Annotated in this window: 19 protein-coding genes; 8 read left to right on the forward strand and 11 right to left on the reverse strand. The window is 37.2% G+C overall.

Annotated features, from left to right (window positions below):
• Window positions 1-49: 49 nt before the first annotated feature.
• The 9 genes from CVS81_RS05220 to mqnP all read right to left on the reverse strand — a co-directional run bounded on the left by CVS81_RS05220 (window position 50) and on the right by mqnP (window position 5,641).
• Window positions 50-706: a 16S rRNA (uracil(1498)-N(3))-methyltransferase gene (locus tag CVS81_RS05220; protein ID WP_107965312.1), complete on the reverse strand. Its 657-nt coding sequence runs from the start codon at window positions 704-706 to the stop codon at window positions 50-52.
• Window positions 707-1,108, reverse strand: coding sequence for a hypothetical protein (locus CVS81_RS05225; RefSeq protein WP_107965313.1), 402 nt, complete (start codon window positions 1,106-1,108; stop codon window positions 707-709).
• The gene (locus tag CVS81_RS05230) at window positions 1,105-1,308 is read right to left on the reverse strand and encodes a hypothetical protein (protein ID WP_004318036.1); all 204 of its coding nucleotides are present in this window, start codon (window positions 1,306-1,308) and stop codon (window positions 1,105-1,107) included. Before CVS81_RS05230 ends, CVS81_RS05225 begins: the two co-directional genes overlap by 4 nt.
• On the reverse strand, window positions 1,308-1,889 hold the full coding sequence (locus CVS81_RS05235; protein WP_021089494.1) for a 6-pyruvoyl trahydropterin synthase family protein: 582 nt from the start codon (window positions 1,887-1,889) through the stop codon (window positions 1,308-1,310). Before CVS81_RS05235 ends, CVS81_RS05230 begins: the two co-directional genes overlap by 1 nt.
• The gene (locus CVS81_RS05240; RefSeq protein ID WP_107965314.1) at window positions 1,889-2,644 is read right to left on the reverse strand and encodes a 7-carboxy-7-deazaguanine synthase QueE; all 756 of its coding nucleotides are present in this window, start codon (window positions 2,642-2,644) and stop codon (window positions 1,889-1,891) included. Before CVS81_RS05240 ends, CVS81_RS05235 begins: the two co-directional genes overlap by 1 nt.
• Window positions 2,644-3,612 (reverse strand): GTP 3',8-cyclase MoaA, encoded by a 969-nt coding sequence (gene moaA / locus CVS81_RS05245; protein WP_012001065.1) that lies wholly within the window; start codon window positions 3,610-3,612, stop codon window positions 2,644-2,646. The genes CVS81_RS05240 and moaA overlap by 1 nt, the downstream gene beginning before the upstream one ends.
• A gap of 134 nt (window positions 3,613-3,746) precedes the next feature.
• Complete coding sequence (locus CVS81_RS05250; RefSeq protein WP_004318037.1) at window positions 3,747-4,253, reverse strand: DUF6115 domain-containing protein; 507 nt, start codon at window positions 4,251-4,253, stop codon at window positions 3,747-3,749.
• Between the two features lie 9 nt (window positions 4,254-4,262).
• Window positions 4,263-4,784 carry a hypothetical protein gene (locus CVS81_RS05255; protein WP_002942437.1) on the reverse strand — a complete coding sequence of 174 codons (522 nt, stop codon included), beginning with the start codon at window positions 4,782-4,784 and terminating at the stop codon, window positions 4,263-4,265.
• On the reverse strand, window positions 4,781-5,641 hold the full coding sequence (gene mqnP, locus CVS81_RS05260; RefSeq protein ID WP_411160730.1) for a menaquinone biosynthesis prenyltransferase MqnP: 861 nt from the start codon (window positions 5,639-5,641) through the stop codon (window positions 4,781-4,783). Before mqnP ends, CVS81_RS05255 begins: the two co-directional genes overlap by 4 nt.
• Before the next feature lie 102 nt (window positions 5,642-5,743).
• Here mqnP and CVS81_RS05265 point away from each other — a divergent pair, with 102 nt between their 5' ends.
• Entirely contained in the window at window positions 5,744-6,958 is a 1,215-nt protein-coding gene (locus tag CVS81_RS05265; protein ID WP_107965315.1) for an NAD(P)/FAD-dependent oxidoreductase, read from the forward strand.
• 2 nt (window positions 6,959-6,960) lie between these two features.
• On the forward strand, window positions 6,961-7,836 hold the full coding sequence (gene miaA, locus CVS81_RS05270; protein WP_107965316.1) for a tRNA (adenosine(37)-N6)-dimethylallyltransferase MiaA: 876 nt from the start codon (window positions 6,961-6,963) through the stop codon (window positions 7,834-7,836).
• Window positions 7,837-7,907: 71 nt separating this feature from the next.
• On the opposite strand, the gene CVS81_RS05275 is transcribed toward miaA, so the two are convergent.
• Window positions 7,908-8,900: an iron-sulfur cluster assembly scaffold protein NifU gene (locus CVS81_RS05275; protein ID WP_004318029.1), complete on the reverse strand. Its 993-nt coding sequence runs from the start codon at window positions 8,898-8,900 to the stop codon at window positions 7,908-7,910.
• 16 nt (window positions 8,901-8,916) lie between these two features.
• Complete coding sequence (locus CVS81_RS05280) at window positions 8,917-10,107, reverse strand: NifS family cysteine desulfurase (RefSeq protein WP_107965317.1); 1,191 nt, start codon at window positions 10,105-10,107, stop codon at window positions 8,917-8,919.
• A gap of 317 nt (window positions 10,108-10,424) precedes the next feature.
• Here CVS81_RS05280 and CVS81_RS05285 point away from each other — a divergent pair, with 317 nt between their 5' ends.
• From CVS81_RS05285 to CVS81_RS05315, 6 genes are all read left to right on the forward strand, one after another.
• Window positions 10,425-11,021: a tRNA 2-selenouridine synthase gene (locus tag CVS81_RS05285; RefSeq protein ID WP_107965318.1), complete on the forward strand. Its 597-nt coding sequence runs from the start codon at window positions 10,425-10,427 to the stop codon at window positions 11,019-11,021.
• Between the two features lie 2 nt (window positions 11,022-11,023).
• Entirely contained in the window at window positions 11,024-11,179 is a 156-nt protein-coding gene (locus CVS81_RS05290; RefSeq protein WP_199907158.1) for a hypothetical protein, read from the forward strand.
• Window positions 11,176-11,811, forward strand: a complete 636-nt coding sequence (locus CVS81_RS05295) for a tRNA 2-selenouridine synthase (RefSeq protein ID WP_107965319.1) — start codon at window positions 11,176-11,178, stop codon at window positions 11,809-11,811. Before CVS81_RS05290 ends, CVS81_RS05295 begins: the two co-directional genes overlap by 4 nt.
• A gap of 249 nt (window positions 11,812-12,060) precedes the next feature.
• Window positions 12,061-12,657, forward strand: coding sequence for a tRNA 2-selenouridine synthase (locus tag CVS81_RS05305; RefSeq protein ID WP_107965321.1), 597 nt, complete (start codon window positions 12,061-12,063; stop codon window positions 12,655-12,657).
• A gap of 2 nt (window positions 12,658-12,659) precedes the next feature.
• A complete protein-coding gene (locus CVS81_RS09870; protein WP_199907159.1) occupies window positions 12,660-16,202 on the forward strand; it encodes a hypothetical protein in 3,543 nt (1,180 codons plus the stop codon).
• Between the two features lies 1 nt (window position 16,203).
• The coding region (locus CVS81_RS05315; protein WP_159070965.1) for a hypothetical protein at window positions 16,204-19,283 on the forward strand (3,080 nt) is incomplete at its 3' end.

A 19,283-nucleotide genomic window follows, 5' to 3' on the forward strand; every position in this document is an offset into this window, starting at 1 on the left:
ACCTTAAAAGTTGCTGATTATATAAAAACTAATCTAAAAATCAAATAAATCAAGCAAGAAATTTTGCCGCCACTGATATGACTGCGGTCTGCGATCTTAGGATATTTTTTGTATTTAGGCCGTAGATATTTTTAAATTTAGCCGTCTCATCCTCACTAAATCCGCCCTCTGGACCGATTATTAATATCTCATCATCTTTTTTTTCATTTAAATTTTTACCGCCAAAATTTATAGCCGAGATATTTTTATAAACGCTCATTAGCTCGTCTAAATTTTTGTAAATTTCAAACTCCATTAGCGACGTTCTCCCGCACTGCTCGCATGAAAGTGCGTTTATGTAGTTTAGCTTTTCAAGATCGATCTTGAAATTTGCTTGAGAAAATTTAGTATAGACAAAGGCGATCTTGCCAACGCCAAGCTCGTTTAAAAATGGCAGCGCCTTTTCGATCGTCTTTGGATCGACAACCGCCCAAGCGATGGTAAAGTCAAATTTATGCTCGCAGTTTAGGCTGGCAAAGACGAGGCTTAAATTCGCACTTCTGCGCTCTATCTCATCGATCTCGTAGATATACTCTTTGCCGTCGCGTAAATTTCTAACACTTATGCGCTCACCTACTTCAACCCTTCTAGCTTTTAGGTGTAAAAATGCCTCATTTACTATTTTTAAGCGCTCTTCGCCAGCGTTTTTATCATATAAAAATTTCATCTAAATCCCTGCTATGATGATCAAAATGATGTCGCAAATGCCTTTAATAAGGGCAAATTTTTTAAATTTCTCTAGCTCGCCAGCAATGGCATATCTCTTTAGCCTTTTATATCCAACTGCGCTAAGTGCGATTAAGGCTATTAAGATAAGAAGCATTTTTATGGCATTAAATTTTGGCTCGTAACTATAATATGCCCACAAAATAAGCCCAGTTAGCACCAAAAAGCTAAGCAGCATATGATAAATAGGCAAGAAATACCTTATGCGAAGCACGTAGTTTTTACTCCCCACTCCAAACTGAGTAAGCGCTAGATAAAGCGCCGCTAAAGCAAGTAGCGCATAAAAAAATGTCACGTGAAATGGCAAAGTATAAGCGTAGAGTGAGCTTAAGTGTTCGTTCATTTTTTATCTTTGGGAGGCTCGTTTTCTTCGACGACTGGCTCAGGTGGCAACTGCTCGTCGATAGTTACATTTGCATCAGGCTGAGCTATCGTAACATCACTGGGGACTGGCTCACTAACGTCACTTTTGGCCTCTTCTTTATCTCCACATCCCAAAAATACGCCAGCTATAAGCAAAAAAGAGGTTATAAATTTTTTCATTAAACGTCCTTTGGATTTTCTATTTTTATCTTATTTATCATCTTTTCAAGTAAATTTTTATCTTCCCACTCGTCCATAACAGCCTCTGAAAATTTGATATCACTAAGCCTTATCTCGCCCATTTGTGGGTTTATCGCGTCCTCTTTGAAGCACTGCGCATAGCCAGTGTCGGTCTCGTGCACGATGACGCTATGAAGCTTCACCTCGCGCTCGCCGTTGTTCATCACGCTAAGTTCAAGTAGCCTTTCGATCATTACAAAAAATATACGGCAAAACTGCTCTGCACTGGGATTTAGCGGGATCTCGATCCACCTTGCAGAGTGCTTTTTAAGGTCGTTTTTGTATTCGTCACTATCGCCTGAATATATGGTCGTAGCGTGGTCAAAGCTATCAATGATCGTTTTTATGTTTTGCTTCATCAGCCCAAAGTCATAGACCATGCCAGCGTTATCAAGAAAATTTGAGCTAAGTAAAATTTCTGCCACGTAGCTATGACCGTGGATACTCGTCCTGCAGCGCTTTGAGCTACAAAATCTCACAATATGCGCATTTTCAAATCTAAAAAGTTTTCTAATAATCATCAAACACCCTCTTTGTCGCCCCAAAGCCTGATGTGGATACGCTCTGAGTAGTTAAATCCATGCTTTATGGCAAATTGCGCTGTTTTTAGAGCATTTTTGCCCAGCTCGTCCTCATTTGCGCCCATCGCCATGCACCAAACTGGCAAATTTGCTCTATCTTTTATATATAAAATTTCATCCAGCTCGCTTTTATCAAAGCGCGAGATGACAAATTTTAAAAAGCTGCTTTTCGCGTTATCTTTGATAGCTAAGATGGCATCTAAATTTATGCGTTTTTGCTCGTTAACTCCGCTATTTGCTAGCTTTACGCCAAGTGCAAAATGGCAGTTTTTATAAATTTCAAATTTAGCAAAATCAACCAAGATCGTGCCATTTGTCTCAAAATGCACCTCGTAATTTATAAGCAAATTTCTTACCAAATTTATGAAATTTTCATTTTGATGCCAGATGAGTGGTTCGCCGCCTGTTAAAACGATGATCGGCTTTTGCTCCAAGCCTTTACAAAGCCCATCAACTAGGCTTAAAATTTCATCTGCGCTATATCTTTTGTGGTGAAAATGTCCCTTAAAAACGGCTCTTATGCTATCGCATCCCAAAAGCTCTTCGCCTGTTTTTAAAGACCTTGTCTTTACACCAAAGCCAGAGCAGTTTAGGTTGCAGCCCAAAAAGCGTAAAAACACAGCGAGCCTGCCCTGATAAGCGCCCTCGCCTTGGATGCTTAAAAATGCCTCAACTAATTCTAGCTCTTTGCTCATCAACCACCAGTTTGGTAAAAGGCCCTTGAAGAGGTTTCATTTTCAGCTCCTAGAGCCCATTTGTTCTCTTTTGGCTTGTTAGCTAGCACTTGCCTTAAGATCTCGCTTGCTGCGACGATGTCGCCATTTGCGACTGCTTTTTTGATACTTAGCGCATCTTCAAAGTAAAGGCAAGGTATCAAAAGCCCCTCAGCACTTAGTCTGATGCGGTTGCAACTTTCGCAAAAGTCGTGTTTGTGAGGGTCTATGATGCCAAATTTATAGCCGTCATCGAGCCTATAAATAGACGCAGGTGCGTTTGGCAACTTTTCATCTTTTGTGACATTATATTTTTGCGAGATGATCTTTAAAATTTCATCGCTTTTTAGCCCTTTTAGATCCTCTTTGGCGTGCGAATTTTCCATATATTCGATAAATCTGATCTGAGAGTTTCTAAATTTAGCAAACTCAAGCAAATTTACTAGCTCATCGTCGTTAAAGCCTTTTAGAGCGACCGTGTTTATCTTGACTTTTAGTCCAGCGTCAAGTGCTGCCTCAAAGCCAGCTAAAACCTCGTGTAAGACGCTCTTTTGAGCGATAAATTTAGCCTTTTGCTCATTTAGCGTATCAAGCGACATATTTATGCGCTTTAGACCAGCGTCTTTTAGCCTTTTGGCAAAGTGCGGCAGCATAAAGCCATTTGTCGTAAGCGCTAGATCGATGTCTGGCTTATAATCGCTTATCATCTTTATAAAGACGTCCAGATCCTTGCGCACGAGTGGCTCGCCACCTGTGATCCTGATCTTTTTCACACCCTCATCGATAGCTACTTTTACAAATAAAAATAGCTCTTCAAATGTCAGTAAATTCTCTTTTGGCGTCCAACTAAATGGCGTCGTAGGCATGCAATATCTACATCTAAAATTGCAACGCTGCGTCACAGAAATTCTTAAATAATCAACAACCCGACCATATTTATCTATTAGCATAAAGCACCTTTTTTAAGCTTGGTTAGAGCTTTTTTTAATTTTCAATTATATGTTAAAAGATTTAAATTTAAATAAAAATTTAAGCCAATTTTTGTAGTTTAAGAGTAGTTTTGTCTTTTAAAATTAGCCCAAATTTAGGCTAATTTATGAAATTTAAGCACAAATTCAACTCGCCCCATACCCACGTGAAGATCTTTAGCGATCATGGCTGCACTTTTGCCATCTTTAAACATCTTTAGGATCTGCTCTTCTTCGTTTATAACACTCGGGGCGATTTTATTGATATCTCTTGTTCGCTCCTCAAGGTTAAACATCCTATCTTTTTGCTCGTTTGCAAAGTCATCTATCACTCGCTCGATGCTCTTTATAGCGCGGATTATCGGCACGATTTTTTCATTTATCTGCTCATTTATCTGCTCTTTTAGCTCGTCTTTTACATCTTTTAGCTGCTCGTCATCATCAGGCTTAAAGCTCGCCAGTGCGGCTAGCTGCTTTTTGAGATTATAGTTTTCTTGTATGGCGCTCTCTATGGCACGCTCATACCTTGTAAATTTCTTATTTGTCTCGCTATCTTTTATAAATATCAAAGCTATTATTATCGCTAAAACGATGCCAAAACCTAAAAAAATGTAAATTTCCATATTTTTCCTTTACGAATTCGCTCTAAGCTCTCTTATCATCACACGCTCTCTAGCCGTCACGTAAGCGTTCCAGTCGGCCTCGTCCTCTTCGTGCATGTTCTCTATCTTTGCTAGCCTCTCGTCCTGCGCCCTTAGATAAAGGCTCAAATTTCTCTTTGGAAAGATGGGCATCGCGATCCTTGCGTAGTAAATTTCATCTTTTTTAAATTTATCTTCGCTTATTTTTATATGCGTAAAGCCGATCTCATCGATATCTGCGCTCTCTTTTAGCGGCAAGTATTGCTTGTGCTCATTTTTTATATAATCACTAAGCGCGTCTATCTTTCTATGAAGCTCGATGACAAGCGTTAGCAAGACTTGGTCGCTCTCTTTGGTCTCGCCGCGTGATTTAGCTCGCTTTAGCCACGCTCCAAGCGCATCTTCGTCGCCTGGCAAGATAGAGTTAAATTCTCTTAAAAATTTCTCATCCCCACTTCTGTCGCACTCATAAACCATGCTAAGAGGCGCTTTAAAAAGCCTTACTTCGCTCATAATACACTGATCCAAACAAAGATGAAAAATAAAATTCCCAAGTAGCCATTTAGCGTGAAAAATGCCCGATCTATCTTGCTAAAGTCGCGCCTTACGATCCTGTGCTCGAAAAATAATATCACGCCGCTTACCACAATGCCAAAAAATGCCATCGCTCCAAGTCCAGCCGCCCAAGCAAAAAGTAGCCAAAGTATAAAAGCTAGAGCGTGAAAAATGGCTGATAAAAATAGTGTCGCCTTGTCGCCATAAATGGCTGGTATGCTAAAGAGCTTGTTCTCTTGGTCAAATTTCATATCTTGAAGCGAGTAGAGCAGGTCAAATCCAGCCACCCAAAATGTCACACCAAGGCAAAGTAGCACGCTCCAAAGCGGTATAGCAGCGCTCACTGCGACCACGCCAGCGATGGGGGCAAGTCCAAGACTAAGGCCTAGCACCAAGTGCGCTAGCTCGCTAAATCGCTTAAATAGCGAGTATCCGCCAAGCACGGCAAGGATGGGGAAACTTAGCCAAAATGCGAGCGAATTTACAAAATAAGCGCAGATGATAAAGATAAGCGCGTTTGCTGCGATGAAAAGCTGCATATTGCCCTTGCCGATGCGCCCATCTACGCTTGGACGGCTTGCAGTGCGTGGGTTTAGCTTGTCGATGTCCTCGTCTTGGTATCTGTTAAACGCCATAGCAAAATTTCTAGCGCTGACCGCGCAAAGAGTGCCTAAAATAAGCAGTTTAAAGCCAAACCAAGCCGAGCCATTTTCTATCTTGCTCGCAACTATCATCGCCACAAAGATAAAGGGCAAAGCAAAAACCGAGTGCTTAAAAACGATGAGTTCTGCGATATCTTTTAGCTTTTTGATCATATAAATTTCCATCTTTTTAAAAAGTGTCTGATTTTACACCATTTTGCTTTAAATCTAAATTTATATTATCATTGCGAGAGTAATTTAAAATGAAGGGTTATGATGAGTAAAATAGCGATTATCGGAGATGGTTTTAGTGCGTTATTTACGGCGCTTGAGCTAGCTAAAAAGGGCGAGGAAATTTTAGTTATTAGTAACCAAAAAGATGAGTTTGAAAGCGGAATTTTAACCCCATTTAACACCCCAGCACTTGCAAGAGATGGAGCGATATCTAGCTCATTTTTGGGGCTTGTTAGTAAAAAAAGCGAGCTTGATATAGCGCTTTGCTTAAATGAAAACTTTAGAGCTTGGATGGCAAATTTCACGCTTAAATCAACAAAGGCTCACGATAAAAAGATGAGAATTTTGTTTAAAAAATTTGGACAAAAGAGCTTTGAAATTTTAAGAGAGCTAAGCGAAAAATATCCGCAGATAAATTTTGATGAGAGCGGCGTTTATCTTGTTTTTAGCGAGGATGAGAGCTTTAAAAAGAGGCTTGATGAGATGAAAGTCGCTGATAGCGAGCAAGAAATTTTAAGCGTGGATAGTGAGCTAGCAAATTTTGGTCTGATAAATAAAAACATAAAAGGTGCACTAAATTTAGCTAAAAACGCAAGTATCGACGCTAGAGAGCTAAAAAAGGCGCTTGTTAGTGAGCTAAACGAGCTTGGAGTGCAGTTTATAAACGATGAAATTTATGAGCTAAAAACACAGGGGCAAACCGTGCAAAAGGCTGTTGGCAGTGCTGGCCAGTACGAGGCTGATAGCTTTGTCGTGGCTAGTAGAAATTTGGAGCTTTCAAGTAAGCTTGGGACAAATTTAAGCGCCATTTTGGCTAAATTTTACACGATCGATATTGTGCTAAGCGAGGGTCAGATCCCTAAAAAACCGATCATTTTAAATGATATGTTTGCCAAAATTTATCCAACGAAAAATGGTGTCACGATCATCACAAATTTACAAGTGGGCGCGATCGATACGCTTGTAAAAACAGAAAAGATCAACGCATTTTTAAACGAGCTAAAAAGACACCTTGGTATAAGTGAGCTAAAAGAGCCTAGTTTTAGGGCAAATTTCGTCCTTCTTAGCTCAAACGATAAGCCAGCGATCGGACGCGATGAGACATATCAAAATTTACTCTATAACCAAGCGTACGGGCTAAACGAACTAAGCTTTGCACCACACTTTGCAGGCGTTTTGGCTGATCTCATAAAAGAGGGCAAAAGCAACGAGCGAAGCGATGAAATTTTGCTATTTAGCTCATTTTACGAAGGTTAAGCTTGTTTGGCGAGCTAGCACTAATTGGCACCACGGCAAGCGGCAAGAGCGACCTAGCCTTTGAGCTAGCAAAGGAATTTGGTGGCGTCATTTTAAGCCTTGACTCGCTTGCGCTTTACAAAGAGATAGATATCGCCAGCGCAAAGCCAAAGCCCTGGCAGCTGGAGACTGTGAGGCACTTTGGGGTGGATGAAATTTACCCTGATGAGGAGTTTAGCGTTGGGGCATTTTTTGAAATTTATAAAAATGCAAAGGAATTTGCGCGCTCACAAGGCTGCCCGCTCATCATCACAGGAGGCAGTGGCTTTTATCTAAAGGCGATGCTTAGCGGTCTTGCGCCAGATGTGCCAAAATGCGAGATAAATTTAAGCAACGAAGAAATTTACGAGCTAGCTTTACAAAACGACCCCGAGTTTGCAAGTAAATTTAGCCAAAACGACTCTTACCGCCTCGAAAAATGGTATCAAATTCATAAATTTAGCGGCAAAATCCCAAGCATCTGGCTAAAGCAAAACACCAAAGAGAGCGTCATAAAAGAGCTTGCGATATTTGAAATTTTGTGGGACAAAGAGGAGCTTAGAGCTCGCATCACAAAGCGGACGAAAAATATGCTAGATGAGGGCTTGATAGATGAGGCGAAGTTTTTATTTGACAAGTATAAAAGCGAGCCAAAACCCCTAAAATCGATAGGTCTAAAAGAGTGCAAGCAGTTTTTGGAGGGTGAAATTTCAAAAAGTGAGCTAGAAACGCTCATCGCCACGCACACAGCCCAGCTTGCTAAGCGTCAAAGAACCTTTAACCGCTCGCAGTTTGAGAAGAAATTTGTGGGCGATTTGGCGCAGACTAGAAGTGAAATTTTGAAATTTTTAAAAGGTTAAATTTAGATTGTCTGGGTGGTAAATTTAATTTAGTAGAGGCGAACAGCTCCAAAAGAAGCTGTTCGATAAATTTATATAGGCATTACCCTGATCTTTGGGCTTAGGCTCTCTTGTAAGACATTTTCTATCGCATAAAGTGTGCCAGTCGAGCCGCTTGAACAGCCTGAGCAAGCGCCAAGATAGCGGATATAAACGTCGATATTTTCGCCGTTATCGTTTCTGATGTCTATGATCTCTAAATTTCCGCCATCCATCATAAGCATCGGGCGGATCTCTTTATCGATGATCGACTCGATCGCTTTTAGCTGGCCAACCATCGTCATGCTCTCAAAGCTAACGTCACTAAGCGTGTTGTTTGCTTGAGCATTTGCCTGAGCTTCTAGCCTTTCTTGCTCCATCTCAGCCCTAGTATCGCGCAAGATATCAACCAAATAGTAGTCTTTTTTCTCATGTCCGCCAGGTCTAACGCATGATTTACAAAATGCGCCTGCTTTTGTGTATTGCGTGATCTCCTCAACCGTGTGAAGGTCGTTTAGTCTTATCACCTCTTTGATCGTGCCAAGGCTCACTCTAGCGCACTCGCAAACGATGATCTCATCTTCAAAGTGCTCTGGGTCTATGCCCTTGTAGCTTGCAGCAGCTGCCTTGATAACGTCATAAGCCATAACCGAGCAGTGCATCTTTTGAGGTGGCACAGCCGGAGTGTCTGGGTTGTCACGCATAGCTCTTTCGACATCGAGGTTTGTTATCTTGACTGCTTCATCGACTGTTTTGCCGATGCAAAGCTCAGCCATCGTATCAGAGCTAGCTATCGCCGTGCCACAGCCAAAGCTTTTAAATTTAGCGTCTATTATCTTGTCAGTCTTCTCATCAACGAGCCAGTAGAGCCTGACCGCATCGCCGCAGCTCTCTGCGCCAAAGTCAGCTATGATAAGTTTTGCGTTTGCTTTTTTGGCGTCCTCTTCGGTTAGTTCGCCCATGAATTTAGGATTGTTCATCCTATCTTGCACTACCTTTGAGTATTCATCCCAGATAGAGCCGCCGATTAAGTTATTTTTTGCCATGTTTTTCCTTTAAATTTTATAATCCACTCTTATGCCACTCTGGGGCGTATGCAAATGTGCTTGATATGCCTCTTAGTCTATTTACAGCCTTTGTTATCTGCTCTATCGCGTAGTCGATCTCCTCTTCGGTGTTAAATCTCGAAAGAGAGAGCCTAAGTGCGGTATGAGCTAGCTCTTTATCAGCGCCGATCGCCTCCATGATAGGATTGCTCTCAAGCGTCTCACTCGCACAGGCAGAGCCAGTAGAGGCCGCTATGCCAGCTCTATTTAGATCCCAAAGCATCGCCTCGCCCTCGACACCTTTGATAGATGCTAGGATGGTGTTTGGCACGCGCTGCTCTTTTTTGCCAACGACGCTAACGTCAGGAATTTGCAGTAGCGCGTCTTCAAGTTTGTCACGCAAACGGCGAACGTGCGAATGCTCGTAATCCATAAATTTATTTGCTAGTTCAAGCGCTTTGCCCATGCCAACGATGCCTGGTACATCAAGTGTGCCGCTTCTGCGTCCGCCCATGTGCTCGCCGCCGTGAAGCAAGCTGCTTAGTGGCATGCTATTTTTTATAAATAACGCTCCAACGCCCTTTGGTCCGTGAAATTTATGCGCTGAAAAGCTTAAAAAATCAACGTCTAAGTCTTGAACATCTATCTTTATCTTGCCGACTGCTTGCACGGCGTCAGTGTGAAATAAAGCGCCGTATTCGTGGGCAACTTTGGCAAGCTCTTTTATAGGAAAGATCATGCCAGTTTCGTTGTTTGCGCTCATTATGGCGACAAGCGCGACGTTTTCGTCCATGACGGCTCTTAGCTGATCTGGAGTGACGATGCCATCGCTATTTACGTCTAAGACCGTAAGATCCATGCCATATTTTTCTAGAAATTTACAAGTTGCCAAAATGGCTGGATGCTCGACTGCGGTGGTGACGATGCGTTTTTTCTCGCCAGTTGCGATTTTGTCAAAGTAGATGCCTTTTACAACCCAGTTGTTGCTCTCGGTTGCGCATGAGGTAACGACGATGTCATCGCTATCTTTTGCATTTAGTCCGGTGTAGAGCTGATCTAGTGCTGTTCTTAGCGCTGGGTGGGTTTCTGAGCCAAATTTGTGAAGTGAGTTTGGATTGCCGTATTTTTCGCAAAAAAACGGCTTCATAAGTTCAAAAGCTTCTGGATCAACCATCGTTGTGGCGTTATTGTCTAAATATACTCTCAAATTTAAAACCTTAATTCGGATAAAAAATATCCCTTTTATTTTTGATGGGATATTATAACAAAAAAGTTAAAAGCAAGTTTAAAAAAATGCTTTAGTTTTTTCAATATTTGGCCCATTTTGATAGTAAAAAATATTGAAATTCTTTATCAATATTTGGTAGATACGCCATTTGCGAAATTCCGCTTAAAAAAGCCTATTTTACTCTTAATATTAATTCTTTTTCTTAAGGATTAAAAATCTAAAAACGAGGTGATTAATCGTAATGTAAATATATCGACAATAAAATAAGCAAAATAAATTTTCTAAAAGGATATAGGATGAAATTTATAGGTATTATACTTCTACTACTAACAAGCATATTTTTAATAGCCTGCTCTGCAAATCAAGCAAGCAATAAGATAAGTAACTCTGAACTAGAGAATTTAGCTAGTAAATATGGTGGGGTTTATATATTTAATCAAAAATTTGTTGAGGATATAGAGAAAAGGGAAGCTGAAAGAAAAGAGTTAAGCAAAAAAATGAAAGGTAGAGATTTGGGCGATGGTCTTTATGCGATTGATCCAAAACCCATTAACGAGAAACTCCCACGAATTCTCTCAAACGGCAAGCCATATTATCAAAGAAGAAACTACTCTAAAAAAGTAGTAATACCTGATGACGTAGTTGTAAAGTTAAAAAACTTTATGGGTGAAATAGCCTACAATCTTTCATCTATAATGATTGATGAGTTTTATTTTGATAACGAAAATTTAAAGGTTATTTCTTTAGATGTAAGCTTTTATGAGGGTTATACAAAATACGGCTTATTTGGAGATGAGGGTAGAGGATTTTCACTATCTAGAAAAGACATAAAAGATATAAGTGGAAATAATAAATTTATCCTTAACAACAACAAATTTGAAAAAGTGAAATAAAAATGAGCCAAATTTCAACAAAAGAACAAATCATCAAATTTAAAGACTATGCTGATATTGCGGATGCAAGCTATGCAATGCTTCATTTGGTAAATGAAAATGAAAAAAACGGCTTAGATGATCTAAATGATAAACCAAACAAAAAGGATATAGGATGAAATTTATAGGCATTATACTTCTATTACTAACAAGCATATTTTTAATAGCTTGCTCTGCAAACCAAGCAAGCAGTAAGATAAGTAACTCTGAACTAGAGAATTTGGCTAGTAAATATGGTGGAGTTTATGTGTTTAATGAGAAATTTGAAAAAGAGATAGAGAAACAAGAGCAAATAAGAGATAGTAAGAGAAAAGAGATTTTAAAAAGAATAAAAGCAATACCTAACAAAAATGATAGAAATAAAAAAATGAGAGAAATTTTAAAGCTTGAGTTTTACAATAATCCTGAAATGCAGCAAATTCTCTCAAACGGCAAGCCATACTACACAATTAATACATATCAAAAAGCTGTAAATTTGTCAAAAACATATATTGACAAGGTAATAGACTATATAGGACAAGAGAACTATTATAAATTTACGCCAGATATTAATGTTTGGTCTTTTTATGTTGATGATAACAATAACATAGTACCTATTGAACTAACAGTAACATATAACTACAAAGTCAAAAAATATGGTTTATTTGGTGACGAGGGCAGAGGATTTTCTTTATCAAAAGGAGAAATACATACTGCTAGAGGTGGAAATAAATTTATCCTTAACAACAACAAATTTGAAAAAGCGAAATAAAAATGAGTGAAATTTCAACTAAAGAACAGATAATCAAATTTAAAGACTATGCTGATATAGCTGATGCAAGCTATGCAATGCTTCACTGGGTAAGCAAGAATGAAAAAACGAGCTAGACAATAATATAGATAAAAATAACCTCAATTAATAAAAAATTTAACAATCTACAAATAAAACATAATAAATTAATAATATTATAATTTCAAAGACAATAAAATAAGCAAAAGAAATTTTCTAAAAGGATATAGGATGAAATTTGTTGCAATTATACTTCTACTACTAACAAGCATATTTTTAATAGCTTGCTCTGCAAATCAAGCAAGTAATAATATAAACAACTCTGAAATAAAAGAGCTTGGTAAAAAATATGGCGGAGTTTATATATTTAATAAGAAATTCTATGAGGAAATAGAAAAAAGAGAAAAGGAAAGAAGTTTGTATATGAAGGATTTTTTTAAGAATAATAAAAGAAATTTTAAAAGAGATGATCTAGCTATTATGGATAAAAAACTCCCACAAATTCTTTCAAATGGCAAGCTATACTATACAGACAAGGGCGACTATGCTAGGAAATTTAAAAAACAACCCAAGATAGCTCAAGGCTATAGCAATAGAGTAAAAGAATTTATAGGACAAGAGAATTTTAATAAATATCCACCTAGTATAAATACCGAATATTTTTATATAAATGATAACGATGAAGCTGTACCTATAACAATGGGAGTTTCTTATAGTTATAAAGTAACCAACTATGGATTGTATGGTGATGAGGGTAGAGGTTTTAGATTAAAAGATACTGAAACTAGATATGTTATAGATAATAATAAATTCTATTTAGAGAAATAAAAATGAGTCAAATTTCAACAAAAGAACAGATAATCAAATTTAAAGACTATGCAGATATAGCTGACGCAAGTTACGCAATGCTTCACTGGGTAAGCGAGAATGAAAAAAATGGCTTAGATGATCTTTATAGTAGGGTTGGCAAAGATAATGCTCCTGAAAAGATTGTAAATTCATATAAAAAACAGGAAGTTGAAAAACCTGTTTGGAGATATGCAGATGGTATAAAAAAAGGTGATACATTAGAAGAGCTTTCAGAAGAGGCAAGCAATAACGGCAGAAAATTAGGCGATCCCACTGCTTATGCCCTAACAATCGAAGCACGTTTTAATCAAGATATGGTAATTGAGGTACCACAGGATAGTGACGAGGACCCAAAAGATAAACCTGATATAAGAACCATTGAAAATAAAGTTCAAAATTTTATTAAAGTAAATAAAACAACTAAAGAGCATAGAATTTTTGTAGGCGAGCCAAACTTCCACCAAATTTCCCTTCGCACAAAAGCTTTTGTCAATCGCTATGAGCTAGTCCATCACATCAAAAATACATCTATCACTGGCTTTAGCTCGACGGTCTTTTATGATAGTAAATTTAATAACTACATCATAGGCTTTAGAGGAACAGAGCTAGGGTTTAAGGACTTAGTATTTACTGACGGCATGATAGCCCTTTTGGGTGCAGGACTAAACCAGATAGCCTCTATGGCTATACTAAAGAGCGATATGTATGACGCTATAAAAGAGCACAAGGCAAATTCAAACGATACAAGCGAAATTTCTAACCTAGTCTTATCAGGCCACTCGCTAGGTGGCCACCTAGCTCAGTCATTTGCCTTTTTATATACTAAAGATGTAAAGGAGCTATATACTTTTAATGCCCCTGGCTTTGGCGGTATATATGCCTCACTTATAACTATATCTTTAAGATTTGTAAGCTTTATAGCTAAGGCAATAATGAAAGGCGTAAGGTGGATAGCAAGACTACTTGACCCAAATGGCTTTGTAGGAAAGATAGTAGGCTCAGTCTTTAAAAAGATAAAAAATATGTTTGGCTTTAAAGACGACAAGAGCACAGTAGAAGACTGCGTAAATTTAACAAAAGATAACGAGAAAGCTTGCAAGGAGCTAGGAGATAAGAATGTAAATTCTAATATCAACAAGTCTAGCAAAGGAAGCTCTGAGATAGAGGTACATCACTGCGATAGCGTCAGACATAAAATTTATGATAAAAATGACGAGGGGCTATTTGATGCTAGTGATGATAGTGACGAGGATAGCCTTAAAAGAGAGTGGAACCAACTCTATGAGCCAAGCACTTCGGTGATATCTGACCTTGGATTTAGATATGGGCTAGGGGCTGAAAGCTTAGATGGGTATCTGGCAGAGTATGACTATAAAAATACAAAGAAACTTCATCTTATAAATATATTAGTTGCCTCGCACTTTATGAAGCAGATAGTTGAGAGCCTATACTTGATGGAGTATCTGCTAAGTAATGAAAAAAATGAGGCAAAGATAAAAGACAAAGACGTGCCAGCCGCTCTGGACTATCTAAATGACTATATACAAAGCCTAAGCTTTAATGTCTACTTTTATAAAATTTCTCTAGGCTATCTACCAAAGCTAGGCAGCGAGGATAAAAAAAGGCTTAGCATACTTGAGAGTGTGATATATCCTGTGGCTTTATATGTAAATTCTCTTGGTTTTGAGGATGAAAATGAAGCGCCAAATTTAGAAGACCCTGTAAGCTCGCTCTTGTACTACAAAGAGAAAGATAAATTTGTAGATATGATAGATAGAGAGGAGGTAAAGGCGCTAGATGCTAAAGATATAGCTAGCAAGGTAAAAAGCGGCGATCTAAATCTTTTCTTTGCTATCTACTCGGTCAGATACTTTATGCTAAGTAAAAAGGCTGATCTGAAGGCATTTAAGGACCGTATGAGCTATATATCTGACTTCTTTAAGATAGCAAGCTCGCATGCAAATTCTAACTCAAACGAAAAAGAGCTAGAGCAGTATATAAACACAAGGCTAGAAATTTATAGAAGTGCTTATGAGCTAAAATTTGAGAGCTTTAAATATGCGGACGATAACAAACACTATGTGGTAATAGCTAAAACAAATACTGATAAAAAGATAACAAGAGGCATAGTGCTAACGCATAACTTTAAGCTAATAGACAATGTGGCAAAAGATGCTAAAAACGACGTGGCAAAAGAGTACTTAAATGTGATAAGGCTAGAGCCAAACGAGCTAATGCATATCAGTGAGGGCAAGGTGGATATACTTTTAAGAGATAAGAGTATATTTGATATCAATCAAGTTGGCTCTGATCTAGATATAGACTTTACAAAGCTAAAAACGCAGGTTTATATCATAGATAAGCCACTAAACACCGCCACAGAGCAATCAGACTATCCACTATACTTTAAAAAAGAAGAGGACGGGGAGGGGTCAAATTCTAACCCGCTAAGCTTCACTCATCAGCCAAGAGATGAAGATAAAGACAAGGGAAGACTAACTATCGATTATAAAAATCAACGAGCTTGTGTGCTAAACTACTCTTTACTAAACAAAAGCCTAAATATAGACCTAAAACCAACAAACAAAGAGACAAAAGAGTCGCTTGAGCGGGCAAGTGAGAGGCTAAATTTAGAAAAGAAAAGTAGCGCGGTAAGTGCTGGCGGTACTGCCTTTGCTAATCCAATAATAGAAGATGACGTGGTAGTTTGCCCACATGGTGGCCATGTGATCTTAAAAAGTAGAGCAGGCAAAAGCATAAGGTCAGATGATCAAGGTGTGATACTTGATGTTGACTTTATAAACTCACCGATAGTTGGCTGCTCAGCTAAAAACCCTTGCACCAAGGTAGCATACGTGCCAAGAGCGGCTCTTAGTCTAAAAAGTATGAATAACCACTATGCTGTTATGCAAGACCTAGTGCCAGCGTGCCTAAGCAACACCAGCTCACCGCTAAGATGTATCAAAAAAGAAAACAGGATAAAGCTAGCTCATAGCATAGGTAGCCCAACATCTGAAAACGATAATGCAGCGGTGCTAAATCCAAATTTAAATAGCGCTCACATAAGACTGCATGTAAAATCAGCCCTTAATCAAGCAGATAACCTTGCTGTTTGTATATATAAGCTAAATGATGTGGAGCATAAAAACCAAGAGGGATTTAAAGAGATGGAGCTAAATTTAGATGAGGGTAGCGATGTAAAAGATAAGAAACTAAAAGAATATCTAAGCTCTCGCTTTAGAGAGGATAAATTTAGCATCTCATCATTTAACTTCAAATACTCGCTCATGGATAAGAATTTTATCTTTATAACACCTAAATATATAGAATCTATTTATAAAAATACAACACTTCCAAAAAGTGGTATAGGATTTTTTCAGTTTGTGGATGATATAAGCGATGAGAGTAATCTTATCTATGTCACACCAAGCAAGGCTAAGACGGTGGATATAAAATTTGCTTGTGGGCTTGATAGTAAATATAATGATGATATAAATACAACTAAAACAGTAGTGGTGGCTTAATATGCAAAACAACGAAATAAAAATAACTTACTCTTGCGAAGAGACGTTAAAAAAGATAAAAGAGTATATGGCTGATGCAAAATGTGTAACTCTTTATACGTCTAGTTTGAATTCTCTAGGGTCAAATCTCTTTGGTAGTATGGCAAGTTTGATAAACAACGAGATGACAACATTCTTAAATACAAGAAGATCAATATTTTCTAAAGAAAATGATGGGGAAATATCTATTGTAACTGACTTTTATATAGATAAAGAGAGTTTTAAGGATAAAAATCTAAGTAGAACAAGAGAATTTAAATATAGAGGCATACCAGTAAAAGTAGTTCATAAAAAGAGTGCAGTTGATAAATTCTTTGTAAATTTAAAGGAAAAGATCGATCCTGTAAAAATTAGAACAGAAAAAATAAAGTATGGTCCAGGAAGAGAAAATCAAGCTAGACCAGCAGAAAATTTTGCTGAAATGTTTGATTTTATAATATCTTATTACAACAAAAGTAAAGATATTTTAAGAGAGTGCTTAAGTACTTTAAAAGACGATCTAATAAATGATGCTAAACCTTTAATGTCTAATGAGGAGTTAAACGAAGCTAAATTTGAAAGAAGTGTCAAAGAGTGTTTTGATGAACTAGACAAAAATTTAAAAGATCTAAACAAGGATAACGGAGAATTTATCATAAAGCAGTTTGCGCTTTTTGTATTAAGTCTTTTTGATCTTTCAGGCACAAAAGCGGTAGGGAAAAAATTAATCGGATGGGGTACTGTTGCTTGGGAACTTGTTGATTTTTACACTGAAATATACAAGTATGATGCCAACAAAGCACTTTATGGAGTATCTTTGCCTATACTAAGATTTTTTACATCTAGGTTTGCTTCTATTATAAATACCTTAAATATAAACTCAAATTGCAATGTCTTGGTATTTAAGAATGATAAAAATTCTAAGTCTGGATTTTTTATAGACTTTACACATTTAAATTTAGACTATGTTCCTTTTCAGATTAACTCAGGCACAAAGGAGATAAACTGCAATGCAGATGAAGGATATAGCGTATATGGATACTTAGATGATGTATCAGTATTTGAATATACTAAAGATGCTTGCTCTTACGATATCATAAATAAAAACTTAGGATTTGGCTCAAGTGAAGATACGCTTTTTAACAGACTAAAAGAAGAGATAAAAGGACTAAATGCAAATCTAAATTTCATCTGCGCTTCAAATTTCAACTCTGTAAAACTAGCCAATCTAATATCAGATAAGTCTAACAAAAACGGCAAATCTACAAACGACGAGATGAATAGCAAGGACTTTTCAAATTTAAATAAAAACTACATCGTTCTTTCAAACTCACCTTTTAGATCAAGCGCTGGGCTAAGAGAAGAGGTTGTAAGCAAGAGCTTAGATCAAGAGATAAAAGATGGAATAAACAGATCAAACAATGACAATGTAGTAAAACAAAAATTTGATGATATAAAGACCTTAACTCCTATAAAAGACTATAGCCAATATAGTATAGATATCAATAAAGGTAACAATAAATCAACTCTTGTCTTAAATTTATCCCCATTTGCAAGGATAGATAAGGGTTATATAGACAATATCGTAGAGAGAAAAAAGGCAAGTGATAAAGAAGCAAACAAAACTTTTTTTGCATATGTACCAGACCAACTAAAAATTGACGAACTTTATAATACAAATTTTGTACATGTAAATGCTTATGCCAAACAGCCAAATGATATGGAGAAGATAAAAGAAAATGAAAAAGCATATATGGATAAGGTCACTCTAACTTTTAAAGATATTTTTGAAAAGATAAATAAAAACGTTTTTGAAAGAAGTTTTGGCCAAAGCTATCCTAGTGTAGATGATATAGCTAATATGAAAAAATACGAAGATGAAATGAATATAGAAGATGCTAAAGAACTTGCAACTAAAATAATCGATCGTATGCCAAACAATCACTACTCCTTAACAGAAGTACTCTCTATTGCTGTGGCTTACTTTATAATAACTAAAAGCTACCCAGGAGACCTGGTAAAGAAATCTATTAGTAACGATGGGGAATATATAGAGATAGCAGAAAAAAAGATAAAGGTTATCCATAAAAACGCAACAATAAAACTTGGCGAAAAAGAGCAAACTTTGTTTTTTTACAAAGATAGTATAAATGCAAAGGTTGGTGAGTATATTTGCATCGAAGAGTTAAGAGACTATATGGAACACTCAAAAAAAGGTAACGTAGTAAGTGTGGAAGAGCTTTTAAAAGCAAATAGTGAGAATAAGCATGAAGTCATAGACACTTCTATCTTAGGACTAAAGGAGCAAAAGCAGATAGAAGAGCTACTTGATAAACAAGCAAAAGAGATAGAGGATTGTTGGAAAAAGGACGATGCTATCTTGAAAAAGACTTTAAAAATGCAAGATATCCCTTATGAAACCATAGAAAAAGATATGAAAAAGGAAGCTCCAACACTTATAGTAAAAACTGCTATAGAGGGGTTATTTCCTTTTGCAGAGTACTTTAGTGAAGATGGTCAATCAAAAATTTATAAGTCCATTGGTTCATTTGTATTTGATCCAAATAAAAAAGAGGCAACAGATGAGCTTCTTGATGAGCTTGGTGTATTAAACATTGTAAGACAGCTATTTACTATGAACAATACTGAAAATGTTGATAAATTTATAAAGTATGTAACAAATTCTAAAACAAATGTTGAAATCCTAAGAAAATCAAAAGGAAATTTGCTTAAACAGGCTATTAACTCTGTAAAACTTCGTCTTTTAATAGGTCGTTATAACATAAGTATCATCTGGAATAGCATGAGAAGCTTTGCTTTTATGAAACAAACTTATATGTTTAACCCAAAAGATGTAGAAGCTATGGGAAACATGCTAAAAGGATATGGTAAATCACTAGGCAAAGATGTAGGAGTAGCTTTTCTTAAAGGTATAGTAGAACTTTGGAAAACATCCTATGAAAAACTAGAAGAGAACTACAACGAAATAATGCACACAAGATATACATATAAATTTAATGAAGCTTACGCATTAAATAATATCTCATATAAACCTATGTCTAT

Source organism: Campylobacter concisus (assembly GCF_003049065.1).
In the GTDB taxonomy this organism is placed as follows: Bacteria; Campylobacterota; Campylobacteria; order Campylobacterales; family Campylobacteraceae; genus Campylobacter_A; species Campylobacter_A concisus_BE.

Bases quoted from the DNA above. Each gene is read 5' to 3' on its own strand.
- CVS81_RS05220 (WP_107965312.1), bottom strand. From the start codon at position 706: ATGAAATTTTTATATGATAAAAACGCTGGCGAAGAGCGCTTAAAAATA.
- CVS81_RS05225 (WP_107965313.1), bottom strand. From the start codon at position 1,108: ATGAACGAACACTTAAGCTCACTCTACGCTTATACTTTGCCATTTCAC.
- CVS81_RS05230 (WP_004318036.1), bottom strand. From the start codon at position 1,308: ATGAAAAAATTTATAACCTCTTTTTTGCTTATAGCTGGCGTATTTTTG.
- CVS81_RS05235 (WP_021089494.1), bottom strand. From the start codon at position 1,889: ATGATTATTAGAAAACTTTTTAGATTTGAAAATGCGCATATTGTGAGA.
- CVS81_RS05240 (WP_107965314.1), bottom strand. From the start codon at position 2,644: ATGAGCAAAGAGCTAGAATTAGTTGAGGCATTTTTAAGCATCCAAGGC.
- moaA (WP_012001065.1), bottom strand. From the start codon at position 3,612: ATGCTAATAGATAAATATGGTCGGGTTGTTGATTATTTAAGAATTTCT.
- CVS81_RS05250 (WP_004318037.1), bottom strand. From the start codon at position 4,253: ATGGAAATTTACATTTTTTTAGGTTTTGGCATCGTTTTAGCGATAATA.
- CVS81_RS05255 (WP_002942437.1), bottom strand. From the start codon at position 4,784: ATGAGCGAAGTAAGGCTTTTTAAAGCGCCTCTTAGCATGGTTTATGAG.
- mqnP (WP_411160730.1), bottom strand. From the start codon at position 5,641: ATGATCAAAAAGCTAAAAGATATCGCAGAACTCATCGTTTTTAAGCAC.
- CVS81_RS05265 (WP_107965315.1), top strand. From the start codon at position 5,744: ATGAGTAAAATAGCGATTATCGGAGATGGTTTTAGTGCGTTATTTACG.
- CVS81_RS05275 (WP_004318029.1), bottom strand. From the start codon at position 8,900: ATGGCAAAAAATAACTTAATCGGCGGCTCTATCTGGGATGAATACTCA.
- CVS81_RS05285 (WP_107965318.1), top strand. From the start codon at position 10,425: ATGAAATTTATAGGTATTATACTTCTACTACTAACAAGCATATTTTTA.
- CVS81_RS05290 (WP_199907158.1), top strand. From the start codon at position 11,024: ATGAGCCAAATTTCAACAAAAGAACAAATCATCAAATTTAAAGACTAT.
- CVS81_RS05295 (WP_107965319.1), top strand. From the start codon at position 11,176: ATGAAATTTATAGGCATTATACTTCTATTACTAACAAGCATATTTTTA.
- CVS81_RS05305 (WP_107965321.1), top strand. From the start codon at position 12,061: ATGAAATTTGTTGCAATTATACTTCTACTACTAACAAGCATATTTTTA.
- CVS81_RS09870 (WP_199907159.1), top strand. From the start codon at position 12,660: ATGAGTCAAATTTCAACAAAAGAACAGATAATCAAATTTAAAGACTAT.